Below are 25,730 nucleotides of genomic sequence, written 5' to 3' on the forward strand. Positions count from 1 at the left end.
TGTCCTGTGTATGAAAACGGTCTGACGGCGCGCCTCAGTAGGCGCGCAGCGTCTGGAATACGGCGATCAGTTTCGCAGGGTCTTTAATGCCGGGGGCAGACTCCACGCCGGAGTTGAAATCCAGCCCGGCACAGCCGAGCTGGGCGGCCTGCACGCAGTTGTCTGCGCCCAGCCCACCGGCCAGCAGCACATTTTCCAGCGGCTGCCCGGCCAGCACCCGCCAGTCAAAGCGTTGGCCGCTGCCGCCGTTGCCGTTGTCCAGCACATAGCGGTCCACCTGGTTCAGGTCACGGGCGGGCATCTGGTCGCGCACGCTCAGCGCTTTCCAGATTTGGCAGGTATCCGGCAGTAAAGCGCGCAGGCGGCCGATGTACGCCTGATCCTCCTGCCCGTGCAACTGCACCGCATGCAGGCCGAGCGTGGCGGCGGTCTGCGCCACCTCGTCAGCCGGCTGGTCGCTGAACACGCCGACATACTTCAGCGGCGCACCCGCCATCACCTGCCGCGCCTGTTCCGGCGAGATGCAACGCGGTGAGCGGGCGACAAAAATCAGCCCGCCGAAGGCCGCGCCGGCCTGATGGGCCGCCTGGGCATCTTCCGGCCGGGTCAGGCCGCAGACTTTATTCTCACCCAGCATCACACGGCGTACGGCCGCCGCCAGATCCGGCTCCGCCATCAGCGCGCTGCCAATCAGGAAGCCGTTGGCAAAGCGGCTCAGCTCGCGGATCTGGGCGTAGGTGTTGATGCCTGACTCGCTGATCACCGTCACACCCGGCAGAAGCGGGGCCAGGCGGCGGGTGCGGTCAAGGTCGATGCTCAGGTCGCGCAGGTCACGGTTGTTGATGCCGACCACTTTCGCGCCCAAACGCAGCGCGCGCGCCGCTTCTTCGTCACTGATCACCTCGGTCAGCACGCCCATGTTCAGGCTGTGGGCCACTGCAGCCAGTTGGCGGTACTGTTCATCGTCCAGCACGGAGAGCATCAGCAGCACGGCATCGGCCTGATAGTGGCGCGCCAGGTAGATCTGGTACGGGTCGATGATGAAATCTTTACACAGCACCGGCTGGGTGACGGCAGCGCTGACCTGCGGCAGGAAATCAAAACTGCCCTGGAAATATTTCTCGTCAGTCAGCACTGAAATGGCCGAAGCATAGTCACTGTAAATCCCGGCAATCTCGGCCGGGTTAAAATCTTCCCGGATAAGCCCCCTGGAGGGCGACGCCTTTTTGCATTCCAGGATAAAGGCGGTGCGGGCGCCCTGAAGGGCGTGGTAAAAGCTGCGCTGGCTGGGGCCGAGCAGGTGTTCAAAATCGGCCAGCGGCTGCTGTTCTTTACGCGCCGCGACCCAAACTGCCTTGTCACGAACGATCCGGTGGAGCACGGTTTCCTGCATCACTTATCCTCTTGCTGCCAATGCGCTGACACGCTGGTAAGCGTCGCCGCTGCGGATCACCGCGAGCGCCTGCTGCGCATTCTGTTTTAGGTCTTCTTGCCCGAAAAGCTTCAGTAAAAGCGCGACATTAGCGGCCACCGCGGCCTCATGGGCGGGTTCACCTTTACCTTGTAACAAGCGTGCCAGAATGTCACGGTTTTCTTCCGGCGTACCGCCCAGCAGCGCCTCCACCGGGTAACTTTGCAACCCGAGGTCAGCCGGGGTCAGCTGATAGGTGGTGACGCGGCCCTGGTTCAGCTCTGCCACCTGGGTCGGTGCGTGGATCGCCACCTCATCCATACCGCCGCCGTGCACCACCGCCGCGCGCTGGTAGCCCAGCGTACGCAGGGTTTCGGCAATCGGCAGCACCAGCTCCGGGCTGTAGACGCCAATCAGCGCCAGCGGCGGGCGCGCCGGGTTAATCAGCGGCCCCAGCACATTAAACAGCGTGCGGGTTTTCAGCTGCTGGCGTACCGGCATCGCGTGGCGGAAGCCGGTGTGGTACTGCGGCGCAAACAGGAAGCAGACGCCGAGGTCGTCCAGCGCCTGACGCGCTTCGTCAGCCGGTAAATCCAGGCGGATGCCGAATGCCGCCAGCAGGTCGGACGAACCGGACCGGCTGGAGACGCTGCGGTTGCCGTGTTTGGCGACCCGCACCCCGCACGCCGCGGCCACAAAGGCGCTGGCGGTGGAGATGTTAATGCTGTTGCTGCCGTCGCCGCCGGTGCCGACGATATCGGCAAACGGATAGTCGGGGCGCGGGAAAGGCTGCGCATCAGCCAGCAGCGCCTGCGCCGCCCCGGCAATCTCTTCCGGGCGCTCGCCGCGCACTTTCATGCTGATCAGCGCCGCTGCCAGTTGGGACGGCTCCAGCTCGCCGTGAATAATGGCGGTAAACAGCCGGCGGCTCTGTGCCTGGCTCATCGGCTCGGCACGGTAGAGCTGCTCGAGGATGGCGGCGTGGTGGTCATGTGACGTTGTCATGATCTGTCTCCTTGTCTTAAGCCAGCGCCCAGGCCAGGGTCTGCTCCAGCAGACGCGCGCCCTGTGAGGTCAGGATGGATTCCGGGTGGAACTGCAGGCCGCAGACGCGATCGGCGTCGTGGCGGACGGCCATCACCATGCCGTTGAAATGGGCGTTCACCACCAGCCCGGCCGGAATATCACTGCCGACCAGCGAATGGTAACGCGCCACCGGCAGCGGGTTCGGCAGCCCGGCAAACATCGCCTGGTTGTCATGTTCAACCGGGGAGGCCTTGCCGTGCAGGATTTCACCCGCCTGGCCGACGTGGCCGCCGTAGGCTTCCACAATTGCCTGATGGCCGAGGCAGATGCCAATCACCGGCAACTGGCCGCGCAGCCGTTGCAGCAGTTCCGGCATACAGCCCGCCTTTGCCGGGGTGCCGGGGCCGGGGGAGAGCATCAGGATCGGCTGCTCCATCTCTTTCAGCCTGGCGATGATGGTGTCCGCCGGGATCTGGTTGCGGTAGATGACCACCCGGTGGCCGAAGGTGCGCAGCTGGTCCACCAGGTTGTAGGTAAAGGAATCGATATTATCGAGCAGCAGGATATCAGCCATCAGAACACCTCCCCGGCATGGTGTGCGGTAGCAATGGCGCGCAGCACGGCGCGGGCTTTGTTGCGGGTTTCGTCCGCTTCCGCCTGCGGAATGGAGTCCAGCACCACGCCGGCCCCGGCCTGCACGGTGGCGATGCCGTCTTCCACATACGCAGAGCGGATCACGATGCAGGTATCGAGGTCTCCGTGGGCGGTGAAGTACCCCACGGCCCCGCCGTAACTGCCGCGGCGGCTGCCTTCGGAGGCGGCAATCAGTTGCATGGCGCGCACTTTCGGTGCGCCGCTCAGGGTGCCCATGTTCATGCAGGCCTGATAGGCGTGCAGCACATCAAGATCGTGGCGCAGGGTGCCGACCACGCGGGACACCAGGTGCATCACGAACGAGTAGCGGTCAACTTTGGTGAGGTCAGCGACGTAGCGGCTGCCCGGCTCGCAGATGCGCGCCAGGTCGTTGCGCGCCAGATCCACCAGCATCAGATGTTCGGCCAGCTCTTTGTGGTCAGTGCGCATCTCCAGCTCAATCCGGCTGTCGAGGTCACGGTCCAGCGAGCCGTCGGCATGGCGGCCGCGCGGGCGGGTGCCGGCAATCGGGTAGATCTCAATCTGGCGGCTGTCGGCCTCATACTTCAGGGCGCTTTCCGGCGAGGCGCCGAACAGCTGGAAATCGTTGTCCTGCATAAAGAACATATAGGGGCTGGGGTTGTTCTCTTTCAGCGTCTGGTAGGCGGCCAGTGGTGACGGGCAGGGCAGGGAGAAGCGGCGCGACGGCACCACCTGGAAAATCTCCCCGGCGCGGATCGCCTGTTGTAACCCGCTGACCACCGCGCCGTATTCGGCGTCGCTCTGGTTGCAGCTCAGCGCCATGTCCTGCACCGCCTGGTACGGGATCGGGCGCGCGGGCTGCTGCAACTGCTGTTGCAACTGTTCCAGCCGTTGTTGCAGGCGCTGTTCCTCACCGGCAGACGGGGTAAACACGCTGGCTTGCAGGCGGCTGGTGCGGTGCTGGTGGTCGAGCACCAGCAGCGTCTCCGCCAGGTAGAAGCAGAAATCGGGGCAGCGCTGGTCAGCGCGCAGCGGCGGCAGGTCTTCAAACCCGGCCACCAGATCGTAGGCGAACAGGCCGCCGAGGAACATCGCCTCACGCTCATCAGCCGGGCAGGCCACCAACGTCAGGATGCGGCGCAATGCATCAAACACGGACAGTGAACAGAGGCGCGCGTCCTCATCCTGCATCGGGTCGATGGCCGGGAATGTCAGCTCGCGGCCGTTGGGGCGCACGTGGTTAGCGACCTCCGGCGGCAGCGCCGCATCCAGCAGCGGCAGCAGCGAGGCACCGTTGGCGGTGAGGGCCTGGAGGCTGACGGTGCGGCCCAGCGCGGTGATGCGCAGGGCGCTGTCGACAATCAGCAGGCTTTTCAGGTTCTGCTTGCTGGTGATCTCGGCGGATTCCAGCAGCAGCGTGGCCGGGCGTGCGCCGCACAGCTGGTTGAAGATGGCGGTCGGGTCATCCCGGTAGCAACCGGTCATGCTCAGCAGCGTCAGGGTAGGTTGGGTTGTGTTCATGTTTGCTTCCACGTCGTTATTTTTATCCACAAAAAAGCCCGCACTCGGCGGGCTTCTGGGTATCTGCAAGGTCTGATGACCGTATGCGTGATTACACCGCCCGCAAAAGGGAGGAGCGCCACCAACGAACAAGAAGGGTAATCAGCACGGTTTTCATCATCAGGCACCAGGTTGTCGTGAACTTGTGTACTAGTTAACTGGTTCGTCGGAGGAAAGTCAACCCTCATTTCCGGGGGTTAACGTGAAATGATAAAAATGATGAAGATGACATAGGGCTGGCATCCGCCCGCCACTATGGGGTAACGTGCCGCCACTGCCCCACCGGGGATTCACGTTTTTTGCAGGATGACCATGTTGACTGAAGCCACTTCCACCGCCTTTACCCTGTTCGACCTCCACAGCCACACCACCGCCTCGGACGGGTTCCTGACGCCCGCCGCGCTGGTGGCGCGCGCCGTGGAGATGCGCGTCGGGGTGCTGGCGATCACAGACCATGACTCGGTTGACGGCCTGGCGGCAGCAGCGGAGGCCATAGCGGCGCAACAGTTGCCGCTGCGGCTGGTAAACGGGGTGGAGATCTCCACCCTGTGGGAAAACCATGAGATCCACATCGTCGGGTTGAATATTGACCCACAGCACCCAATGATGCAGGCCTTGCTGGCGCAGCAGCGGCTCTACCGTCAGCAGCGGGCAGAAGAGATGGCGCGCCGTCTGGAGAAAGCGCACATTCCCGGTGCGCTGGAAGGCGCATTACGGCTGGCGGACGGCGGGGCCGTGACGCGCGGCCATTTTGCCCGTTTCCTGATTGAGGCCGGCAAAGCCGAAAACGTCGCGCAGGTGTTCAAGAAATACCTGGCCAAGGGGAAAACCGGCTACGTTCCGCCTCAGTGGTGTACAATAGAACAGGCTATTGATGTTATTCATCAATCTGGCGGTCAGGCGGTGGTCGCCCACCCCGGCCGTTACGATCTGTCAGCAAAATGGCTTAAGCGGCTGCTGGCCTTTTTTGCTGAGCACGGGGGCGACGCCATGGAAGTGGCCCAGTGTCAGCAGGCCCCCAATGAACGCACGCAACTGGCCCAGTACGCGCAGCAGTATCAACTGCTGGCGTCGCAGGGATCGGACTTCCACCAGCCCTGCTCGTGGATAGAGCTGGGCCGCAAGCTCTGGCTGCCGGGCGGCGTGGAGCCGGTCTGGCGTGACTGGCCCACCGCCTGACGAGCCGGAAGCCCGGCATGACGCCGGGATAACCCTGATAAAAGAGGTACCTGATGAGTCAGTTTTTCTATATTCACCCCGAAAACCCGCAACAGCGCCTGATCAACCAGACGGTGGATGTGCTGCGAAAAGGCGGGGTGATTGTCTACCCGACGGACTCCGGTTATGCGCTCGGGTGCCGGCTGGAGGAGAAAGCGGCGATGGAGCGCATCTGCCGCATCCGCCAGCTGGACAGCAATCACAACTTTACGCTGGTGTGCCGCGATTTGAGCGAGCTCTCCACTTACGCCTACGTGGACAACAGCGCGTTTCGCCTGATTAAAAATAACACGCCGGGTAACTACACGTTCATCCTGAAAGCCACCAAAGAGGTGCCGCGCCGGTTGATGAGCGAAAAACGCAAAACCATCGGCCTGCGGGTGCCGTCCAACCCGATTACCCTGGCGTTGCTGGAGGCGCTCCATGAGCCGCTGATGTCCACTACGCTGATGCTGCCGGGCAACGATTTTGCCGAATCCGACCCGGACGAAATCAAAGACATGCTGGGCAAACAGGTGGATCTGATTATCCACGGCGGTTCCCTGGGCCAGCAGCCGACCACGGTGGTTGACCTGACTGACAGCACCCCGGAAGTGATCCGCGAAGGGGCGGGCGACCCGGCGCCGTTCCGCTAATTTCCGCCGCCCGGCCCCTCAGCGTGGCCGGGCATAGACCTGCACCCGCCTTTAGGCCGCACGCTTTTCAAACCTGCTAAAGGCTTTTTCAAACCCGCTAAAGGCTTTTCAAATCCGCTAAAGGCTTTTTAAACCCGCTAAACCCGCTGCTTAAACGGGTCAACCTCACCTGTAATCCTGTAAACCCCGCAGCCTCAGTTTCCCGCTTTATTTTCTCTTATCTTTCAGCCTGAATTTGGCTTACGTATTTTTATTAAAGCGACTTAAGTAAAATTAATCCTATTTCATCAGGTGTGAATTACGGGTTCCGTTAATTCAACGCGTTAAGATGATTAATCAGGGCTATTACATTCATATTATTAAATGGTTCAAACGATTATCCGCGCTTATCTCTACACAATAAGATTAGCCTTATTTTCTCTTGAGACGATTTATGCGTGCACCGAAACAACAAGCCGGCGGCAACCGGCTGCGCCGCACCGTGTGGCTGGCGATGCTGGCAGGCTGTGGCCTGTTCTGGGCCTGCCTGCTCTGGTGGCTGTTCAGTTAACGTTTCCCTTTCCCACATCAGGGCCGCTGCGGCCGCCCCTTACCTTCTCCGCACGCTATAATAGGGAATACAAAGCGGGCGTAACTGTGTATAATAGTCGGCTAAACTTTTTATAAGTGATTGATTTATATCAAGATTGCTTATAAGCCCCATTCCTGAGCCGCAGAAATCTCTTTTGCGGTTTATCTGACGCCTGTGAAGGCGACAACAGAGGTTGCTCAATGAGCGAGAAATTACAGAAAGTTCTGGCGCGGGCCGGCCACGGTTCCCGCCGCGAAATTGAAGCCATTATCCAGGCAGGCCGCGTCAGTGTAGACGGCAAAATCGCCACGCTCGGCGATCGCGTCGAAGTGACCGCAGGCATGAAAATCCGTATGGATGGCCACGTGGTTTCCATCAGTGAATCCACGGAAGCCGTGTGCCGCGTGCTGGCGTACTACAAGCCGGAAGGCGAGCTGTGTACCCGTAACGATCCGGAAGGCCGCCCGACGGTGTTTGACCGCCTGCCGAAACTGCGCGGCGCACGCTGGGTGGCAGTAGGGCGTCTTGACGTCAACACCTCCGGCCTGCTGTTGTTCACCACCGATGGTGAGCTGGCAAACCGCCTGATGCACCCGAGCCGTGAAGTCGAGCGTGAATACGCCGTGCGTGTGTTCGGCCAGGTGGATGATGAAAAAATCAAACAGCTCAGCCGCGGTGTGCAGCTGGAAGATGGCCCGGCGGCGTTCCGCACCATCACCTACCAGGGTGGCGAAGGGCTGAACCAGTGGTACAACGTGACCCTGACCGAAGGCCGCAACCGCGAAGTCCGCCGCCTGTGGGAAGCGGTGGGCGTGCAGGTCAGCCGCCTGATCCGTGTGCGTTACGGTGACCTGACCCTGCCGAAAGGCCTGCCGCGCGGCGGCTGGACAGAGCTGGATCTGCCGCAGATCAACTACCTGCGTGAGCTGGTGGAGCTGGACCCGGAAACCGTCAGCAAAATGCCGGTGGAAAAAGATCGCCGCCGCGTAAAAGCTAACCAGATCCGCCGTGCAGTGAAACGCCACAGCCAGGTCGCCCCCGGCCGTCGCAGCACAACCAATAAGCGCGGCTAATCAATTCTCCGCGCCGTATTCCCTGAACCGCAGCCCTGGCTGCGGTTTTTTTTTGAATTTTTCTGAATTTTAGCCAATGAAATTATATAAAAGTAACATTATTTCAGTAAGATATTCAGTGCTGAAATAGAAACGAATTTCATTTCAATCAATTGCGATTAACCCGTGGTAAGACCTGTGATATTAATAAACGGCGACACCGGAGGAAATGCGCCGGGGGCGGGCATTCTGCCTGTTCATCATGCCGTTACGGTTATTAGGCCGTGATCGGATAAACCACCAAAATAGAGTGGTGCGCGCATTGACCCGGCTCCGCCGGACAGGTTGGCCATATGACAACAAGCCGTGAGCAATGCCCGTCCGGCAGGGAATGCCCTGCGGCACGGGAAAGGAGGGAAACCATCAGGCCGGCAGGGAATGCCTGCATATTACCGGATGCACGCTGGGCCGCGCCCAGGGTCACCGGCATTGAGTACAACATTAAAGGCTAGGATTAACATCAATGGACAGATGCTCGCTATGAAAGTGTTTTTGGCAACCTTACAATTTTTAACCCGCCTTCCGGTTCCGGCCAACGCCTCAGCCCGGATGAGTGTGGAGGACTATCCCCGCGGCGTTTACTGGTTCCCGGTTATCGGATTAATCGTGGGGATGTGCTGCACCGTCATCTATATGCTGACGGCCAGTGCGCTGGGGCCGTTGATGGCCGCGATGCTGGCGGTCACCACCAATGTGCTGGTGACCGGGGCATTCCACCTCAACGGCCTGGCAGACAGCTGTGACGGGCTGTTTTCCCGTTCCGGCCGGGCGCGGGCGCTGGAGATTATGCGTGACAGCCGTATCGGCACGTATGGCGCCGCTGCGGTGGTCCTGACGCTGCTGATCCGCGTGGGGGCGATTTACCAGATGAGCGTCAGCGGCTACGCCATGCTGCCGGTGCTGCTCGCCACCCCGTTGCTGAGCCGCGGTACGCTGTTGCTGCTGATGTTCCGGCAGAACTATGCGCGGGAGGATGGGCTGGGCAACCTCTATATCGGCAAGATCTGCCCGCGCCGCTTCGTGCTTACCCTGCTTATCACCCTGGCAGGCGTGGCGCTGCTGTGCGGCGTCATGAGCCTGATTGCGGTGGCCGTCACGCTGTTTTTTGCGCTGATGTTCCGCAGTGCGGTGCAGGAAAAGATCGGCGGCCAGACCGGTGACACGCTGGGTGCCGGTAATGAGCTGTTTGAGATTGTGTTCCTGCTGGCACTGATGTGGCACTGATGTCATCCCCCGGCTGCCCACGCCGCCCGTGATGGCGGGGCAGCCCTTTTTCCGCAGGGGGCTATTCCCGCCCGGCGGCGCATTACCCCCTTTCTGAACCTATTAAATGAACGGCGGCGGCATGGCTGCCGCGACATCACATGGAGAGTTAACATGACATCGGTCAACGACATCCCCGGCGCTATCGCCCCCCTGGACAACGCCGCGATGGCGCGCGCCCGGCAACGGCTGGACTCCCTGGTCAAGCCGCCCGGCAGCCTCGGCCGCCTGGAAACCCTGGCCATCCAGCTGGCCGGTATCCGCGGCAGCGATCGGCCGCTGCAATTCCCGCAGAAAGAGATTGTGGTCATGGCCGCCGATCATGGCGTCTGGCAGGAGGGGATCACCCCGTCACCGCAGGTCGTCACAGCGATTCAGGCAAACAATATTCTGCGCGGGGTGGCTGGGGTCAATGTGATGGCTAAAACAGCCGGCGCCCGCGTGACGCTGGTGGACACCGGCATCATCGGCGGCCCGGTGGCCGGGGCCGTTGACTGCCACCAGGGGCAGGGCAGCGCGAACATCGCCGTGGGGCCGGCCATGAGCCGTGCGCAGGCAGAGGCGATTATCCTGTGGAGTGTGCGCTGGGTGGCAGCACAGGTGGCTCAGGGGCTGGATCTGCTGGGCGTCGGTGAGCTGGGTATGGGCAATACCACCCCGGCCGCCGCAGTGATATGTGCCGTGACCGGCCAGCCGCCGGAAGAGGTGGTGGGCCTTGGCGCAAACCTGCCGCCGGAGCAGCTGGGCCACAAAGTGGCGGTAGTGCAGCGCGCACTGGCGACCAACCAGCCGGACGCGCAGGACGGCATCGCCATCCTGGCCGCCGTCGGTGGCTTTGAGCTGGCGGCAATGAGCGGGGCGATCCTCGGCGCAGCGGCGGCGGGCATCCCGGTGGTGCTGGACGGCTACCTCTCTTATGCCTCGGCGCTGGCGGCCTGCCTGATCGCCCCGGCGGCCCGTGACTACCTGATTCCGTCACATAGGTCGGCGGAACGCGGCAGCCAGCTGGCGCTGGCGCATCTGCAACTGTGCCCCTATCTCGACCTCTCAATGCGCCTCGGTGAGGGCAGCGGGGCTGCGCTGGCCTTTACGCTGGTGGATGCTGCCTGCGCCATGCACAACGACATGGCCACGCTGGCAGAGTGCAATATTCAGCTTTAACGGCCAGTCAGCGCTGACGATTACCAGTCGATGCCTTTCTGCGCCATGATCCCGGCGTCAAAGGCGTGTTTTACCGGGCGCAGTTCGCTCACCGTATCCGCCTTCTCCAGCAGGTCACGGTGGCAGCCGCGCCCGGTGATGATCACCGTCTGGTGCGCCGGGCGGGCATCCAGCGCGGCCATCAGCTCCGCCAGATCCAGGTAACCGTAACTCACCATGTAAGTCAGCTCATCCAGCAGCACCAGGTCGAGCGTTTCATCAGCCAGCATTTTTTTGCCGTGCTGCCACACCGCCTGGCAGGCAGCGGTGTCGGTGTCGCGGTTCTGCGTCTCCCAGGTGAAGCCGGTCGCCATCACCTGAAATTCCACGCCGTGCGGTTCCAGCAGGTTGCGCTCGCCGTTCGGCCATTCGCCCTTGATGAACTGGATCACCCCGGCGCGCAGCCCATGCCCAATTGCGCGGGTCACGGTGCCGAAAGCGGCCGTGGTTTTGCCTTTGCCGTTGCCGGTGAACACCATTAACAGGCCGCGTGTCTCCTGGGCGGCAGCAATGCGCGCATCCACCTGTTCTTTGAGTTTCTGTTGACGTTGCTGGTGACGGTCGCTCATCGCATCACTCCGCCGGGCCGGGCTTGCGGCCCGGTTGCGCATCGAAACTGATGCCGGTTTTACGGCGGCTGTCATCGCCCATCAGGTAGAGATACAGCGGCATAATATCTGCCGGGGTCTTCAGCTTGTTGGCATCCTCCTGCGGGAACGCCGAGGCGCGCATGGTGGTGCGGGTGCCGCCGGGGTTAATGCAGTTCACCCGCAGGGTAGAGTGTTTATACTCTTCCGCCAGCACCTGCATCATGCCTTCGGTGGCGAACTTGGAGACGGCATACGCGCCCCAGCCCGCACGCCCTTCGCGGCCAACGCTGGACGAGGTAAACACCAGCGAGCCGCCGGGGGATTTCAGCAACAGCGGCAGCAGCGCCTGGGTCAGCATAAAGGTGGCATTGACGTTGACCTGCATTACCTGATGCCACATCTCGCTGTCCTGTTGCGCCATCGGGGTGATTTCACCCAGCAGCCCGGCATTGTGCAGCACGCCGTCAAGGCGCGGCAGGTGTTGCGCCAGCGTGTCGGCCACCGCGCGGCAATCGGCCGGGGTGGCGGTCAGCAGATCCAGGGTGATGACGCGTGCCGGTTTCAGCCCGGCCTGGGCGATCTGTTGTTGCACGGCCAGCAGTTTGCTTTCGGTACGGCCCAGCAGGATGACGCTCGCGCCGAAGCGGGCGTAGGTCAGGGCGGCTTCACGGCCGATGCCGTCACCGGCACCGGTGACCAGAATCAGGCGGTTTTCAAGCAGGTTACGCTTTGGATGGTAGTGCACAGGGGTGTCCTCTCGCGTGGCAAAGGTGCCGGCGGCGTGGGCCGGTCACAAAGACCAGGGCACGGCGGGAGCAGGCTCGACCGTCAACGCAGCCCTGGCGCGAATCGTGGGTGATTTCAGGAATATTGCACGTTATATGCCTTAAATGGATCGACTTTTCAATGAATAACCGCAATTTCATCCTATTATTTGTAACAAAACAGGAACATACCGTGCGTGGGCGCGGCGGCCGTGCGACACTCTTTGCCCGGTCCGGCAGCCTGCGGCAAGACGCCGCCGCCGGAAATGTTTACACTGGTTAACCGGACGTTTACTGACAGGAAAAAGGCGGAAATTCGTGGAGTTACTCTCTCTGTATGGGCTGTTTCTGGCCAAAGTCGTCACCCTGGTGGTGGCCATCGGCGCCCTGGTGGTGCTGATCTTCAGCCTGCGGGCGCGCAAAGCGCAGCGCCCCGGCGAACTGCAACTCACCGATCTTTCGGAGCAGTACCGGGAGGTGCAGCAGGAAATGCGTGCGGCGCGCCTGGATGAGCCCGCGCGCAAGGCCCGCGCCAAAGCGTTGAAAAAAGAGCGCAAAGCGGAGGCGAAACAGGCAAAACACAATGCGAAGCAGGGCGTCAGCCACGGCAAACCTTGCCTCTACGTGCTGGATTTCCGCGGCAGCATCGACGCGCATGAAGTGGCGTCGCTGCGTGAGGAGATCACGGCCATTCTGGCGGTGGCAACGCCGCAGGATGAAGTGCTGCTGCGCCTGGAAAGCCCCGGCGGGGTGGTGCACGGCTACGGGCTGGCAGCCTCGCAGCTGACCCGCCTGCGCCAGGCCGGTATCCGGCTGACGGTGGCGGTGGACAAAGTGGCCGCCAGCGGCGGCTACATGATGGCCTGTGTGGCGGACCGCATCATCGCGGCACCGTTCGCGGTGATTGGCTCGATAGGCGTGGTGGCCCAGATCCCTAACTTCAACCGGCTGCTGAAGAAAAACGACATCGACGTGGAGCTGCACACCGCCGGCGAGTTCAAACGCACCCTGACCCTGTTTGGTGAAAACACCGAGCAGGGGCGGGAGAAGTTCCGCGAGGACCTGAATGAAACGCACCTGCTGTTCAAAGAGTTCGTCAAGCAGCAGCGCCCGTCACTGGACATCGACAGCGTGGCCACCGGCGAGCACTGGTTCGGGATGCAGGCCCGCGAAAAAGGGCTGATTGACGCCATCGGCACCAGTGATGATCTGCTGATCGCGGAGATGGAAAACCACGAGGTGATAAGCGTTCGTTACACCCGCCGCAAGCGCCTGATGGACCGCTTTACCGGCAGCGCCGCCGAAAGTGCTGACCGCCTGCTGCTGCGCTGGTGGCAGCGGGGCCAGAAGCCAATGTTATAAACAAAACAGCGGTGTTATAAAGAAGAAAAAGGGGCGTCAGCCCCTTTTAACCGAATGGTTAATTTTCCAGATAATATTTATCAGATAACTGATGGGCCAGGTGTTTAAACATATTAAATACCGCGGTGCTTTTCGCCGTTGGCAACCCTTGCTGATCAAGGAAAAACTCCCCGCTGAAAACCAGCACGTCGCCATTTTGCCGCACATCGGTGGCAACCATACCGTGCAAATAATCTTCATGTGTTTTGATAATATTATTGGCGAGATCCAGTAACGCGTTTTTACTGATGGCCGTTCTATTTTTGTTCATCCTGATGACTCCGCAACTGATTATCCGCCGCCAGTGTAGTGCGCCAACGGAAAACCCGCAAACCCCGCAAGGGTATGGCGTGCAAAAGAGACCATTGGCGAAAACGCAGGATCCATGCTAATTAGGTTGCGTGGCGATATTTATCAGGTAGAGTGTGGCCTTTCGCCGGATAAGTGGAAGATTTACTTTACGCTTCAGACTTTTTTGTGTGCCGGTCATCCGTCAGGCGCATCAAAAAAGTGGTTGCAATCGGCAGGTGCCGGGGCCAGCCCCGCAGGCGGACCGGGCTGATTGTGTCAGTGATGACCAATCAGGAACCCGATGATGAAAAATGCCTTGATCTCCTGCTTCACTGCCGCAATATAAAAAAGAGAGTCATACTGCTGCGGCATAACGAGATAAAAATTTCTTTTTCGGAAGAATTAATTTAGGTAAAGATAAATATGGGAAAAGCTCTCGTAATAGTTGAGTCCCCGGCAAAAGCCAAAACGATTAATAAATATTTAGGCAATGACTACGTGGTGAAGTCCAGCGTCGGTCATATCCGCGATTTACCCACCAGCGGGTCAGCCAGTAAAAAAAGCGCCGAATCTTCCGAAGAAAAACCAAAGAAAAAAGTCAAAAAGGATGAGAAAGCCGCACTGGTAAACCGCATGGGGGTTGACCCTTACCACGGCTGGCAGGCGCAATATGAAATCCTGCCCGGCAAAGAGAAAGTGGTGGCGGAGCTGAAGTCCCTGGCGGAAAACGCCGACCACATCTACCTCGCTACCGACCTTGACCGCGAAGGGGAAGCCATTGCCTGGCACCTGCGGGAAGTGATCGGCGGTGATGACAGCCGCTTCAGCCGCGTGGTGTTCAACGAAATCACCAAAAACGCCATCAAGCAGGCGTTTAACCAGCCTGGCGAGCTGAACATTGACCGCGTTAATGCCCAGCAGGCACGCCGGTTTATGGACCGCGTGGTGGGCTACATGGTCTCCCCGCTGTTGTGGAAAAAAATCGCCCGCGGCCTGTCCGCCGGCCGCGTGCAGTCGGTGGCCGTCCGGCTGGTGGTGGAGCGTGAGCGCGAAATCAAGGCGTTCGTGCCGGAAGAGTACTGGGAGCTGCATGCCCAGCTGAACACCCAGGACGACACCGTGCTGAACATGGAGGTGACCCACCACCATGACAAGCCGTTCAAACCGGTCAACCGCGAACAGACCCACGCCGCCGTCGCGCTGCTGGAAAAAGCGCGCTACACGGTGCTGGATCGTGAAGACAAGCCGACCAGCAGCCGCCCCAGCGCCCCGTTCATTACTTCCACGCTGCAACAGGCGGCCAGTACCCGTCTGGGCTTCGGCGTGAAAAAAACCATGATGATGGCGCAGCGCCTGTATGAAGCGGGCCACATCACCTACATGCGTACCGACTCCACCAACCTGAGCCAGGACGCCCTGACCATGGTGCGCGGTTACATCGGCAGCGAATTCGGTGACAAATACCTGCCGAAAGAGCCGAACACCTACAGCAGCAAAGAGAACTCCCAGGAAGCGCACGAAGCGATCCGTCCTTCGGATGTGCAGGTGGTGGCCGAGCAGCTGAAAGACATGGAAGCGGACGCGCAGAAGCTGTACCAGCTGATCTGGCGCCAGTTTGTTGCCTGCCAGATGACCCCGGCCAAATATGATTCCACCACCCTGACGGTGCAGGCAGCGGATTACCAGCTGCGCGCCAAGGGGCGCATCCTGCGCTTTGACGGCTGGACGCGCGTGATGCCGGCGCTGCGTAAAAATGATGAAGACCGCACGCTGCCGAACGTGGCGATCGGTACCGAACTGAGCCTGCAACAGCTGTTGCCGAGCCAGCACTTCACCAAGCCGCCGGCGCGCTTCAGCGAAGCCTCGCTGGTGAAAGAGCTGGAAAAACGCGGCATCGGCCGCCCGTCAACCTATGCGTCGATTATCTCCACCATTCAGGACCGGGGTTACGTGCGGGTGGAAAACCGCCGTTTCTACGCCGAGAAGATGGGTGAGATCGTCACTGACCGGCTGGAAGAGAATTTCCGCGAGCTGATGAACTACGATTTCACGGCACGCATGGAAAATGACCTCGACCAGGTCGCCAACAATCAGGCGGAATGGAAAGCGGTGCTGGACGGCTTCTTCAGCGATTTTAGTGACCAGCTCGGCAAAGCTGAGCAGGACCCGGAAGAGGGCGGTATGCGCCCGAACCAGATGGTGCTGACCAGCATCGACTGCCCGACCTGCGGCCGTAAAATGGGGATCCGCACCGCCAGCACCGGCGTGTTCCTCGGTTGCTCCGGCTATGCGCTGTCACCGAAAGAGCGCTGCAAAACCACCATTAACCTGGTGCCGGAAACCGAAGTGCTTAACGTGCTGGAAGGCGAAGATGCCGAAACCAACGCGTTGCGCGCCCGCCGCCGCTGCCCGAAATGCGGCACGGCGATGGACAGCTACCTGATCGACAACCAGCGCAAGCTGCACGTCTGCGGTAACAACCCGGCCTGTGAAGGGTACGAGATTGAGCAGGGCGAATTCCGCCTGAAAGGCTATGATGGCCCGGTGGTGGAGTGCGAGAAGTGCGGTTCAGAGATGCACCTGAAAATGGGGCGTTTCGGCAAGTACATGGGCTGCACCAACGACGCCTGTAAAAACACCCGTAAAATCCTGCGTAACGGCGAAGTGGCGCCGCCGAAGGAAGATCCGGTACCGTTGCCGGAGCTGGAGTGTGAGAAGTCTGACGCTTATTTCGTGCTGCGTGACGGCGCGGCCGGGGTCTTCCTGGCGGCCAACACCTTCCCGAAATCGCGCGAAACCCGTGCGCCGCTGGTTGAAGAGCTGGCCCGTTTCCGTGACCGCCTGCCGGAGAAACTGCGTTACCTGGCGGATGCACCGGCCACTGACCCGGACGGCAACAAAACCCTGGTACGCTACAGCCGCAAAACCAAGCAGCAGTACGTCTCCTCTGAGAAAGACGGCAAGGCGACCGGTTGGTCAGCGTTCTTTGTCGACGGCAAGTGGGCTGAAACCAAAAAATAAGCGTCCCTGAGAAGGTGACCGCCTGAGCACTCCGCAAAAAACCAGCGTCTAAACGCTGGTTTTTTTATAGCGGGTGGATTTATCATCATGCATACATATGATTTTATGTGCATTGATTGACAGAAATTACCAGCAGGCAGGGTGAAGCGCTATACAGGCCCGTCCCGATTGTTATAATGGTTATATAAAATCTTTTTTTATGTTTAATTGTCATTAACTGACCTGACTTTTTTCGCCCCGGCGTTACGCTTCCCCCCGGCGATGCACAGATCGGCGATGCGCTTATCACCCCTTGTCTGACTGCCTGCGGGGCAGTGCTTAACCTAGGACGGTAAAGATATGAAATTGCAGCAGCTTCGTTACATTGTGGAAGTTGTCAATCACAACCTTAACGTCTCCTCGACGGCTGAAGGGCTTTACACCTCACAACCGGGCATCAGCAAGCAGGTGCGGATGCTGGAGGATGAGCTGGGCATTCAGATCTTTGCCCGCAGCGGCAAGCACCTCACCCAGGTGACGCCCGCCGGGCAGGAGATCATCCGCATTGCACGTGAAGTGCTGTCTAAAGTTGACGCCATCAAAGCCGTGGCCGGTGAGCATACCTATCCTGACAAAGGCTCGCTCTATGTCGCCACCACCCATACCCAGGCGCGTTATGCCTTGCCGCAAGTGATTAAGGGCTTTATTGAGCGTTACCCGCGGGTGTCGCTGCATATGCACCAGGGGTCGCCGACCCAGATAGCTGAGGCGGTGTCCAAAGGCACGGCTGATTTCGCCATCGCCACCGAGGCGCTGCACCTGTATGACGATCTGGTGATGCTGCCGTGCTACCACTGGAACCGTGCCGTGGTGGTCCAGCCCGACCACCCGCTGGCCGGGAAAGAGCATGTCACCATTGAAGAACTGGCGACGTACCCGATCGTGACGTACACCTTCGGCTTTACCGGCCGCTCGGAGCTGGACACTGCCTTCAACCGCGCCGGGCTGACGCCGCGCATCGTGTTTACCGCCACCGATGCCGATGTGATCAAAACCTACGTACGGCTGGGGCTGGGCGTCGGCGTGATCGCCAGCATGGCGATTGACCCGGTACAAGACCCGGATCTGGTCACGGTGGATGCGCGCGACATCTTTACCTACAGTACCACCAAAATCGGTTTCCGCCGCAGCACCTTCCTGCGCAGTTACATGTACGACTTCATCCACCGTTTCGCACCGCACCTGACGCGTGACGTGGTGGACAGCGCGGTGTCACTGCGCTCGAACGAAGAGATTGAGGCGATGTTCAAAGACATCTCCCTGCCGGTGAAATAACCGTGTCCCTGCCGGTAAAATAACCCTGCCTGCCGGGTATCGCCCGGCAGCTTTGCCCTCCCGCCTGTTGCCCCCTGTCTACGCGGTTTTACCGATTTTCCCCTGCCATTAAGGGGTTGCGCCGATCGTCCTGATCAAAAGGTGTTGTTATCAAAACGTTACGCGCTGTTTGTGTTATCTTTAAATTAAGACGCACAACCTGACCGGGTATTGGCGGTATTCCGCTCTCCGGCCGGGCATTGTGTGACATGAACAGATCCAAATGGGAGGAGCGCCATGTCATCCGATCTTCGTGAGCAAAGTCAGAAAAAGCTGGACGCGCTGAATCACGAGTACCACTACCACAGTCTGAATACGGTGTCTGAGCAACTGGGGGACATCTCCCGCTTGCCGAAATCGATGAAGGTCTTGCTGGAGAACCTGTTGCGCCATATTGATGGCGACACCGTCACCGAGGACGACCTGCGGGCGATGGTGAACTGGCAGAAAACCGGCCATGCCAACCGTGAGATTGCCTACCGCCCGGCACGCGTGCTGATGCAGGACTTCACCGGCGTCCCGGCGGTGGTGGATCTGGCCGCAATGCGTGAGGCGGTGAAACGGCTGGGCGGGGCCGTGGATCAGGTTAACCCGCTGTCGCCGGTTGACTTGGTGATTGACCACTCGGTTACCGTGGATGAGTACGGCACCACCCACGCGTTTGATGAGAACGTACGGCTGGAGATGGAACGTAACCATGAGCGCTACCAGTTCCTGCGTTGGGGGCAGCAGGCGTTTAACCGCTTCCGCGTAGTGCCGCCGGGCACCGGCATCTGCCACCAGGTGAACCTGGAGTACCTCGGGCAGGCGGTGTGGCATGAGGAGCAGGACGGCAAAGAGATCGCCTACCCGGACACCCTGGTCGGCACCGACTCCCACACCACCATGATCAACGGCCTGGGCGTGCTGGGCTGGGGCGTGGGGGGTATTGAGGCGGAAGCGGCGATGCTCGGCCAGCCGGTGTCGATGCTGATCCCGGATGTGGTGGGCTTCAAACTCACCGGCAAACTGCGTGAGGGCATCACCGCCACTGACCTGGTGCTGACGGTGACGCAGATGCTGCGCAAACACGGCGTGGTCGGCAAATTTGTGGAGTTCTACGGCGACGGGCTGGCCGATCTGCCGCTGGCCGACCGCTCCACCATCGCCAACATGGCACCGGAATATGGTGCCACCTGCGGCTTCTTCCCGGTGGACGAGGTGACGCTGAGCTACATGAAACTCACCGGTCGCAGCGATGAGCAGATCGCGCTGGTGGAGAAATACACCCGCGAGCAGGGGTTGTGGCGGCATGAGGGCGACGAACCGATCTTTACCAGCACCCTGGCGCTGGATATGGGGACGGTGGAGTCCAGCGTGTCGGGGCCGAAACGCCCGCAAGACCGCGTGGCGCTGCCCGGCGTGCCGCAGGCGTTTAACGCCGCGACGGAACTGGATGTCAACGCCCGTGCCGGCAGCGAGGCCGAAACCATCACCCTGCGCGGTGAGGAGCTGAACCTGGAAAACGGCGCGGTGGTGATCGCCGCCATCACCTCCTGCACCAACACCTCCAACCCCAGCATCCTGATGGCCGCCGGGCTGGTGGCGAAAAAAGCGGTGGAGCGCGGCCTGACGAGCAAGCCGTGGGTAAAAACCTCGCTGGCACCCGGTTCAATGGTGGTGACCAACTACCTGGCCAAGGCGGGGCTGATGAGCTATCTCGACAAGCTCGGCTTCAACCTGGTGGGCTACGGCTGTACCACCTGTATCGGCAACTCCGGCCCGCTGCTCGGCCCGATTGAAGAGGCGATCAAAGCCGGTGACCTGACGGTGGGCGCGGTGCTCTCCGGTAACCGTAACTTTGAAGGGCGCATCCACCCGCTGATCAAAACCAACTGGCTCGCCTCGCCGCCGCTGGTAGTGGCCTATGCGCTGGCCGGTAACCTGAAGGTCAACCTCAGTGCCGATCCGCTCGGCACCGACAAAGAGGGCAAACCGGTCTACCTGCATGAGATCTGGCCGAGTGCCAATGAGATCGCGCAGGCCGTGGAGCAGGTACGCACCGAGATGTTCCTCAAAGAGTACTCTGAGGTGTTTAACGGCGATGAAAACTGGCAGGCGATTCAGGTGAAAGGCTCGCCGACCTACAGCTGGCAGCATGACTCCACCTACATCCGCCATTCGCCGTTCTTCGACGACATGGAGGCGGAGCCGAAAACGGTGCAGGACATCGAAGGCGCGCGCATCCTGCTGATGCTGGGCGACTCAGTGACCACGGACCACATCTCGCCGGCGGGTAACATCAAGGCGGAAAGCCCGGCCGGGTACTATCTGCGCGATCATGGCGTGGCGAAAGAGGATTTCAACTCCTACGGTTCGCGCCGCGGCAACTACGAGGTGATGGTGCGCGGGACCTTTGCCAACGTGCGCATCCGTAACGAGCTGGTGCCGGGCGTGGAGGGCGGGATCACCCGCCACCTGCCGTCCCAGGAGCAGATGGCAGTGTATGATGCCGCGATGCGTTACCAGCAGGAGAAGGTGCCGCTGGCGGTGATTGCCGGTAAGGAATATGGTTCCGGCTCCAGCCGTGACTGGGCGGCGAAAGGGCCGCGACTGCTGGGGATCCGTGTGGTGATTGCCGAATCGTTTGAACGTATCCACCGTTCTAACCTGATCGGCATGGGGATTTTGCCGCTGGAGTTCCCGGACGGGGTAACCCGCAAAACCCTGGCGCTGACCGGCGAGGAGCAGATCAGTATTCATGGCCTGCAAACCCTGTCACCGGGGCAAACGGTAAAAGTGACGCTGACCTACGCAGATGGCCATACCGCTGAGATTGACGCCCGTTGCCGCATCGATACCAGCAATGAGCTGACCTACTTCAACAATGACGGCATCCTGCACTATATGATCCGTAAAATGCTGGCCTAAGCCGCGATGTGCCGGGCACCTGTTGCCCGGCGGCCTATAAAAAAGGGCACCCGCTGGGGTGCCCTTTTTCGTGCCGGGACGGCTTATTTTTTCGGGTCGAGCAGGTGGCCCATTTTGGCCGCTTTGGTCGCCAGATAGTGCTCATTTTTCGGGTTGCGCCCCACAATCAACGGCACACGTTCGGTGATGTTGATGCCGGCTTCCGTCAGGATCGCCACTTTTTTCGGGTTATTGGTCAGCAGGCGCACGGCGTCTACCCCCAGCAGCTTGAACATATCCGCGCACAGGGTGAAGTCACGCTCATCGGCGGCGAACCCGAGCTGATGGTTGGCTTCCACGGTGTCTGCGCCTTTGTCCTGCAACGCATACGCGCGGATTTTGTTCAGCAGCCCGATGTTGCGCCCTTCCTGACGGTGGTAGAGCAGGATGCCGCGCCCCTCTTCGGCAATCTGCGTCAGGGCGGCTTCCAGCTGGAAACCACAGTCGCAACGCAGGCTGAACAGGGCATCGCCGGTCAGGCACTCTGAATGCACACGTGCCAGCACCGGCGCGCTGCCGGAGACATCGCCGTATACCAGCGCCACGTGATCCTGCCCGGTGGCCAACTCTTCGAAGCCGACCATGAGGAAATCCCCCCACGGCGTCGGCAGTTTCGCTTCGGCGACCCGTTTAAGCTGCATGTTACTCTCCAAAAAAACTGATATTTGACGTTATTCTTGTTGCGCATCCTACGTTCTGCGGCGCGCCTTGACCAGCACTAAACCGCCGGGGAGCCGTACAACCGGCCGCCGCCGCCACAGCAAAAAGCAGACGCCGGGCAGGCAAAAACCCGCCGATCATGCTGGATAGCCAACAAAAGGGCTGATGACCTGCCGGGGAGCGGCCTGTTTTCGGCCATTCGAAATACTAGCGTACTTTGGCCGCGGTGAAATGGATTTATTGTGTCAAGCTTATGACGACGTGGTTAAATTAACGCTCATTTTTACAAGGACGGTACCATGCCTGAAAATCGCACTTCCCTGTTGGCAAACGGCACGCTGTTCGCCATTGTAAAACGCACCACGCTGGGTGCGCTGATCCTGCTGCTGATGCCGCTGGCCGTCTGGGCGTCGGGCTGGCAGTGGCAGCCGGGTGATGCCGGGCCTTTCCTGCGGGGGCTGTACTGGATAACCCAGACCGTGACCCGCCCGTGGGGGATTATCACCTCTGCGCTGTTGATCGCCTGGTTCCTGTGGTGCCTGCGTTTCCAGCTGCGTGGGGCGATCGGGCTGGCGCTGCTGCTGTCAGCGGCCATCCTGCTGGGGCAGCAACTCAAAAGCCTGGTCAAGGAGCATGTCCAGGAGCCGCGGCCGTTTGTGGTCTGGATGGAACAGCAGTACCAGGTGGATAACCAGGCGTTCTACCAGCTCAAGCGGGCGGATCGCAGCGCGCTGGTGGAGGAACAGTTGCGGGACAATACCCAGGTGCCGCACTGGCTGAAAGCGCACTGGCAGTTTGAAACCGGTTTTGCCTTCCCCTCCGGCCATACCATGTTTGCCGCCAGTTGGGCGCTGCTCGGCATCGGCCTGCTCTGGCCGCGCCGCCGCTATAAAACCATTGTGCTGCTGGTGGTCTGGGCCGTGGCGGTGATGGGCAGCCGGCTGGTGCTCGGGATGCACTGGCCGCGCGATCTGGCGATGGCGACGGTGATGAGCTGGGCGTTGGTGACGCTGGCTTGCTGTGTGGTGCAACGCTTCATCGGCCCGCTGAACGTGGAGCGTGACGAGCATAAAGAGATCGCCGAGCGCGAAAAAACCTGATCCTGGCGGGGCGAGGGCGGGCGTTTTCCCGCCGCGCCCCTGCCGGTTTATTCCGGCCATTGGGCACACAGTGTGCAAATAGCGGCGGTAAGCGGCTTTATCATGGCGCAGGGTTTCCCAGCTGCAATGGGAAGTGCTAACTTAATAGGTCAGGACGCCACAATGTTGGCTTAATTCATCCGGTTAACCCGGCATCACAGGAATAAATGTGAAATATTTGCTCATTTTTTTGGTCTTGCTGGTGATCATCGTGATTTCCATCACGTTAGGCGCCCATAACGATCAGGTGGTCACCTTTAATTATCTCCTTGCCCAGGGCGATTACCGCGTCTCTACCTTGCTGGCCACGCTGTTCGGCACCGGCTTTATCCTTGGCTGGGTCATCTGCGGCCTGTTCTATCTGCGCGTACGCCTGTCACTCTCCCGCGCACAGCGTAAGATCAAACGCCTGGAGCAGCAGATTGCACCGGCCGGTGAGAGCCAGCCTGCCGCGCAGACCTCTCTCAGCAAGGAATAACCCCCTATGTTAGAGCTGCTGTTTCTGTTGTTGCCTGTGGCAGCCGCCTACGGCTGGTACATGGGGCACAGAAGTGCTCAACAGAACAAGCAACAGGAGGCGAACCGCCTGTCACGCGAGTATGTGGCCGGGGTGAACTTCCTGCTTTCCAACCAGCAGGATAAAGCGGTCGACCTGTTCCTCGATATGTTGAAAGAGGACAGCAGCACCGTGGAAGCCCACCTGACGCTGGGTAACCTGTTCCGTTCACGCGGCGAGGTCGATCGCGCCATCCGCATCCACCAGGCGTTGATGGAGAGCGCGTCGCTCTCTTTTGAACAGCGGTTACTGGCGGTACAGCAACTGGGGCGCGACTACATGGCCGCCGGGTTCTATGACCGGGCGGAGGAGATGTTCACCCAGCTGATTAAAGAAGAGGATTTCCAGCACTCGGCACTGCAACAGCTGCTGGTGATTCACCAGGCCACCAGCGACTGGCAAAAAGCGATTGATGTCGCGGAAAAACTCACCCGGTTGGGCAAAGAGGACAAACGGGCCGAGGTGGCGCACTTCTACTGTGAACTGGCCCTGCTGGCGATGGGCAGTGACGATCAGGAAAAGGCGATGGGGCTGCTGAAAAAAGCCTCCGCCGCCGACCGCAACTGCGCGCGCGTTTCCATCATGCAGGGCCGCATTTTTATGGCGCAGGAGGCGTGGGCGAAAGCCGCCGCCGCACTGGAGCAGGTGCTGGAGCAGGACAAAGAGATGGTCAGCGAAACCCTGCCGATGCTGCATGAATGTTTTTCTCACCTGCAACAACCGGCGGAGTGGACAGCCTTCCTCAAGCGCTGTGTGGAGAGCAACACCGGCGCGGTGGCGGAGCTTTATCTGGCGGAGATCCTGGAGCAGGACGAAGGTCGTGACGTGGCGCAGGTCTATATCAACCGCCAGTTGCAGCGCCACCCGACCATGCGCGTCTTCTACCGGCTGATGGATTACCACCTGGCCGACGCCGAAGAGGGGCGCGCCAAAGAGAGCCTGCAACTGCTGCGTGACATGGTCGGCGAGCAGATCCGCACCAAACCGCGCTACCGCTGCCATAAATGCGGCTTTACCGCCCATTCCCTGTACTGGCACTGCCCGTCCTGCCGGGCCTGGGCCTCCGTCAAACCGATCCGCGGCCTCGACGGCCAGTAAGCACGGCGCTCTGCCGTGCGGCCCGGCCTACGCTGGGCTTTCCCGCCGCTGCCATGTAGAATGCGGGCGGTAAAAATGGCGATCCCTGCCCAACCCCCCGCGTATAAGGATGAAGAAATGGCGTCTGTTCTTACCCCCACCTCCCGTGGCCCGATCTCCTCACCGGTTGTTGTCGCGCTGGACTATGCTGATCAGGCGGCCGCGCTGGCCTTTGCTGACCAGATTGACCCGCGTGACTGCCGCCTGAAAATCGGCAAGGAGATGTTCACCCTGTTTGGGCCGCAACTGGTGCGTGACCTGCACAGCCGGGGTTTTGAGCTGTTTCTCGATCTGAAATTCCATGACATCCCCAACACCGTGGCCAAAGCGGTGGCCGCGGCCGCTGAGCTGGGCGTCTGGATGGTGAACGTGCACGCCGGCGGTGGCCGCCGGATGATGACGGCCGCCCGCGAGGCGCTGCTGCCGCTGGGTGCCGATGCGCCGCTGCTGATTGCCGTCACTGTGCTGACCAGCATGGAGCAGGGCGATCTGGCCGACGTCGGCATTGATCTCTCCCCGGCAGACCATGCAGAGCGGCTGGCGCGCCTGACCCGTGACTGCGGGCTGGATGGCGTGGTCTGTTCCGCCCACGAAGCGGTGCGCCTCAAGCAGCAGTGCGGCCCTGATTTCCGGCTGGTGACCCCCGGCATCCGCCCGGCGGGCAGTGACGCAGGCGACCAGCGCCGCATCATGACCCCGCAACAGGCACAGGCCGCGGGCGTGGACTATATGGTGATCGGGCGTCCGATTACCCAATCTGCCGATCCGGCTGCTGCGCTGCGCGCTATTTTAGCTGAACTGGCCTGAGGAGAAGAGGATGGCACGTGATGATAACCCGCTGGTGTACTCCACCGACAGCGGCCGGATTGTCGCCCCACAGAGCAAACCGGCGCGGCCGAAAGGTGACGGCATCGTACGTATCCAGCGCCAGACCAGCGGCCGTAAAGGCAAAGGGGTCTGCGTGATCACCGGGGTGGATCTGGATGACGCGGCGCTGGAGAAACTGGCGGCAGAGCTGAAGAAAAAATGCGGCTGCGGCGGTGCGGTAAAAGAGGGCGTGATTGAAATCCAGGGCGACAAGCGTGAGCTGTTGCAGCAATTGCTGGAAGCCAAAGGCATGAAAGTCAAACTGGCGGGCGGCTGATACCGGTGATGAAAACTGCGGGCGCACAGTGCGCCCGCAGGTGACAACGTTGAGGTTGCTGGGCGTGAATAAACGTCATACTTATCAAAATGCGATCAGGTAACGCTGAGGGGG

The 25,730-nt window shown here is 60.6% G+C and carries 20 protein-coding genes, 1 pseudogene and 1 other annotated feature; of the genes and pseudogenes, 14 read left to right on the plus strand and 7 right to left on the minus strand.

What is annotated here, in order from left to right:
- Window positions 1-34 precede the first annotated feature (34 nt).
- The 3 genes and pseudogenes from trpCF to JK232_RS14680 form a co-directional block, all read right to left on the minus strand.
- Window positions 35-1,393, minus strand: a complete 1,359-nt coding sequence (gene trpCF / locus JK232_RS14665) for a bifunctional indole-3-glycerol-phosphate synthase TrpC/phosphoribosylanthranilate isomerase TrpF (RefSeq protein WP_212589352.1) — start codon at window positions 1,391-1,393, stop codon at window positions 35-37.
- Window positions 1,394-1,396: 3 nt separating this feature from the next.
- A pseudogene (trpD, locus tag JK232_RS22860) lies at window positions 1,397-3,011 on the minus strand (bifunctional anthranilate synthase glutamate amidotransferase component TrpG/anthranilate phosphoribosyltransferase TrpD).
- Window positions 3,011-4,573, minus strand: a complete 1,563-nt coding sequence (locus JK232_RS14680) for an anthranilate synthase component 1 (RefSeq protein ID WP_101828673.1) — start codon at window positions 4,571-4,573, stop codon at window positions 3,011-3,013. The pseudogene trpD and the gene JK232_RS14680 overlap by 1 nt, the downstream one beginning before the upstream one ends.
- A 28-nt stretch (window positions 4,574-4,601) precedes the next feature.
- Window positions 4,602-4,703 (minus strand) — a sequence feature (Trp leader region).
- A gap of 221 nt (window positions 4,704-4,924) precedes the next feature.
- On the opposite strand from JK232_RS14680, the gene rnm reads away from it, so the two are divergent.
- The 5 genes from rnm (at window position 4,925) to cobT (ending at window position 10,572) form a co-directional block, all read left to right on the plus strand.
- The gene (rnm, locus tag JK232_RS14685; RefSeq protein ID WP_139300323.1) at window positions 4,925-5,791 is read left to right on the plus strand and encodes an RNase RNM; all 867 of its coding nucleotides are present in this window, start codon (window positions 4,925-4,927) and stop codon (window positions 5,789-5,791) included.
- Between the two features lie 53 nt (window positions 5,792-5,844).
- The gene (locus tag JK232_RS14690; RefSeq protein ID WP_072930735.1) at window positions 5,845-6,465 is read left to right on the plus strand and encodes an L-threonylcarbamoyladenylate synthase; all 621 of its coding nucleotides are present in this window, start codon (window positions 5,845-5,847) and stop codon (window positions 6,463-6,465) included.
- A gap of 771 nt (window positions 6,466-7,236) precedes the next feature.
- A complete protein-coding gene (gene rluB, locus JK232_RS14695; protein WP_072930733.1) occupies window positions 7,237-8,109 on the plus strand; it encodes a 23S rRNA pseudouridine(2605) synthase RluB in 873 nt (290 codons plus the stop codon).
- A 519-nt stretch (window positions 8,110-8,628) separates the two neighbouring features.
- Window positions 8,629-9,372: an adenosylcobinamide-GDP ribazoletransferase gene (gene cobS / locus JK232_RS14700; RefSeq protein WP_072930731.1), complete on the plus strand. Its 744-nt coding sequence runs from the start codon at window positions 8,629-8,631 to the stop codon at window positions 9,370-9,372.
- 153 nt (window positions 9,373-9,525) lie between these two features.
- Window positions 9,526-10,572, plus strand: coding sequence for a nicotinate-nucleotide--dimethylbenzimidazole phosphoribosyltransferase (cobT, locus tag JK232_RS14705; protein WP_072930729.1), 1,047 nt, complete (start codon window positions 9,526-9,528; stop codon window positions 10,570-10,572).
- 20 nt (window positions 10,573-10,592) lie between these two features.
- Here cobT and cobO read toward each other — a convergent pair whose 3' ends face one another.
- Window positions 10,593-11,180, minus strand: a complete 588-nt coding sequence (gene cobO, locus JK232_RS14710; RefSeq protein ID WP_072931023.1) for a cob(I)yrinic acid a,c-diamide adenosyltransferase — start codon at window positions 11,178-11,180, stop codon at window positions 10,593-10,595.
- A gap of 4 nt (window positions 11,181-11,184) precedes the next feature.
- Window positions 11,185-11,946, minus strand: coding sequence for a YciK family oxidoreductase (locus JK232_RS14715; RefSeq protein ID WP_072930727.1), 762 nt, complete (start codon window positions 11,944-11,946; stop codon window positions 11,185-11,187).
- A 337-nt stretch (window positions 11,947-12,283) separates the two neighbouring features.
- Here JK232_RS14715 and sohB point away from each other — a divergent pair, with 337 nt between their 5' ends.
- On the plus strand, window positions 12,284-13,327 hold the full coding sequence (gene sohB / locus JK232_RS14720; RefSeq protein WP_072930725.1) for a protease SohB: 1,044 nt from the start codon (window positions 12,284-12,286) through the stop codon (window positions 13,325-13,327).
- 58 nt (window positions 13,328-13,385) lie between these two features.
- Here the strand turns inward: sohB and JK232_RS14725 are convergent, their stop codons facing one another.
- Entirely contained in the window at window positions 13,386-13,637 is a 252-nt protein-coding gene (locus JK232_RS14725; protein WP_072930723.1) for a YciN family protein, read from the minus strand.
- Window positions 13,638-14,080: 443 nt separating this feature from the next.
- Here JK232_RS14725 and topA point away from each other — a divergent pair, with 443 nt between their 5' ends.
- From topA to acnA, 3 genes are all read left to right on the plus strand, one after another.
- Window positions 14,081-16,678 carry a type I DNA topoisomerase gene (gene topA / locus JK232_RS14730; protein ID WP_072930721.1) on the plus strand — a complete coding sequence of 866 codons (2,598 nt, stop codon included), beginning with the start codon at window positions 14,081-14,083 and terminating at the stop codon, window positions 16,676-16,678.
- Window positions 16,679-17,017: 339 nt separating this feature from the next.
- Window positions 17,018-17,992, plus strand: coding sequence for an HTH-type transcriptional regulator CysB (gene cysB, locus JK232_RS14735; protein WP_101814522.1), 975 nt, complete (start codon window positions 17,018-17,020; stop codon window positions 17,990-17,992).
- A 276-nt stretch (window positions 17,993-18,268) separates the two neighbouring features.
- Entirely contained in the window at window positions 18,269-20,941 is a 2,673-nt protein-coding gene (gene acnA / locus JK232_RS14740) for an aconitate hydratase AcnA (protein ID WP_101828660.1), read from the plus strand.
- 83 nt (window positions 20,942-21,024) lie between these two features.
- On the opposite strand, the gene ribA is transcribed toward acnA, so the two are convergent.
- Complete coding sequence (gene ribA / locus JK232_RS14745) at window positions 21,025-21,621, minus strand: GTP cyclohydrolase II (protein WP_072930715.1); 597 nt, start codon at window positions 21,619-21,621, stop codon at window positions 21,025-21,027.
- 357 nt (window positions 21,622-21,978) lie between these two features.
- Here ribA and pgpB point away from each other — a divergent pair, with 357 nt between their 5' ends.
- The 5 genes from pgpB to yciH all read left to right on the plus strand — a co-directional run bounded on the left by pgpB (window position 21,979) and on the right by yciH (window position 25,616).
- Window positions 21,979-22,740, plus strand: a complete 762-nt coding sequence (gene pgpB, locus JK232_RS14750; RefSeq protein WP_072931021.1) for a phosphatidylglycerophosphatase B — start codon at window positions 21,979-21,981, stop codon at window positions 22,738-22,740.
- Window positions 22,741-22,948: 208 nt separating this feature from the next.
- Window positions 22,949-23,257: a LapA family protein gene (locus JK232_RS14755; RefSeq protein ID WP_072930705.1), complete on the plus strand. Its 309-nt coding sequence runs from the start codon at window positions 22,949-22,951 to the stop codon at window positions 23,255-23,257.
- A 6-nt stretch (window positions 23,258-23,263) separates the two neighbouring features.
- On the plus strand, window positions 23,264-24,433 hold the full coding sequence (gene lapB, locus JK232_RS14760; protein WP_072930703.1) for a lipopolysaccharide assembly protein LapB: 1,170 nt from the start codon (window positions 23,264-23,266) through the stop codon (window positions 24,431-24,433).
- A gap of 117 nt (window positions 24,434-24,550) precedes the next feature.
- On the plus strand, window positions 24,551-25,279 hold the full coding sequence (pyrF, locus tag JK232_RS14765; RefSeq protein WP_212589339.1) for an orotidine-5'-phosphate decarboxylase: 729 nt from the start codon (window positions 24,551-24,553) through the stop codon (window positions 25,277-25,279).
- A gap of 10 nt (window positions 25,280-25,289) precedes the next feature.
- Complete coding sequence (gene yciH, locus JK232_RS14770; protein ID WP_072933016.1) at window positions 25,290-25,616, plus strand: stress response translation initiation inhibitor YciH; 327 nt, start codon at window positions 25,290-25,292, stop codon at window positions 25,614-25,616.
- Window positions 25,617-25,730 lie beyond the last annotated feature (114 nt).

Source organism: Nissabacter archeti (genome assembly GCF_018257325.1).
Classification (GTDB): Bacteria; Pseudomonadota; Gammaproteobacteria; order Enterobacterales; family Enterobacteriaceae; genus Chimaeribacter; species Chimaeribacter arupi.

What these genes read in the sequence shown, in the direction of transcription:
- cobT (WP_072930729.1), top strand. Translation starts at nt 9,526, where the DNA reads ATGACATCGGTCAACGACATCCCCGGCGCTATCGCCCCCCTGGACAAC.
- acnA (WP_101828660.1), top strand. Translation starts at nt 18,269, where the DNA reads ATGTCATCCGATCTTCGTGAGCAAAGTCAGAAAAAGCTGGACGCGCTG.
- JK232_RS14680 (WP_101828673.1), bottom strand. Translation starts at nt 4,573, where the DNA reads ATGAACACAACCCAACCTACCCTGACGCTGCTGAGCATGACCGGTTGC.
- cobO (WP_072931023.1), bottom strand. Translation starts at nt 11,180, where the DNA reads ATGAGCGACCGTCACCAGCAACGTCAACAGAAACTCAAAGAACAGGTG.
- cobS (WP_072930731.1), top strand. Translation starts at nt 8,629, where the DNA reads ATGAAAGTGTTTTTGGCAACCTTACAATTTTTAACCCGCCTTCCGGTT.
- topA (WP_072930721.1), top strand. Translation starts at nt 14,081, where the DNA reads ATGGGAAAAGCTCTCGTAATAGTTGAGTCCCCGGCAAAAGCCAAAACG.
- cysB (WP_101814522.1), top strand. Translation starts at nt 17,018, where the DNA reads ATGAAATTGCAGCAGCTTCGTTACATTGTGGAAGTTGTCAATCACAAC.
- pyrF (WP_212589339.1), top strand. Translation starts at nt 24,551, where the DNA reads ATGGCGTCTGTTCTTACCCCCACCTCCCGTGGCCCGATCTCCTCACCG.
- ribA (WP_072930715.1), bottom strand. Translation starts at nt 21,621, where the DNA reads ATGCAGCTTAAACGGGTCGCCGAAGCGAAACTGCCGACGCCGTGGGGG.
- rluB (WP_072930733.1), top strand. Translation starts at nt 7,237, where the DNA reads ATGAGCGAGAAATTACAGAAAGTTCTGGCGCGGGCCGGCCACGGTTCC.
- trpCF (WP_212589352.1), bottom strand. Translation starts at nt 1,393, where the DNA reads ATGCAGGAAACCGTGCTCCACCGGATCGTTCGTGACAAGGCAGTTTGG.
- yciH (WP_072933016.1), top strand. Translation starts at nt 25,290, where the DNA reads ATGGCACGTGATGATAACCCGCTGGTGTACTCCACCGACAGCGGCCGG.
- lapB (WP_072930703.1), top strand. Translation starts at nt 23,264, where the DNA reads ATGTTAGAGCTGCTGTTTCTGTTGTTGCCTGTGGCAGCCGCCTACGGC.
- JK232_RS14725 (WP_072930723.1), bottom strand. Translation starts at nt 13,637, where the DNA reads ATGAACAAAAATAGAACGGCCATCAGTAAAAACGCGTTACTGGATCTC.
- rnm (WP_139300323.1), top strand. Translation starts at nt 4,925, where the DNA reads ATGTTGACTGAAGCCACTTCCACCGCCTTTACCCTGTTCGACCTCCAC.
- JK232_RS14690 (WP_072930735.1), top strand. Translation starts at nt 5,845, where the DNA reads ATGAGTCAGTTTTTCTATATTCACCCCGAAAACCCGCAACAGCGCCTG.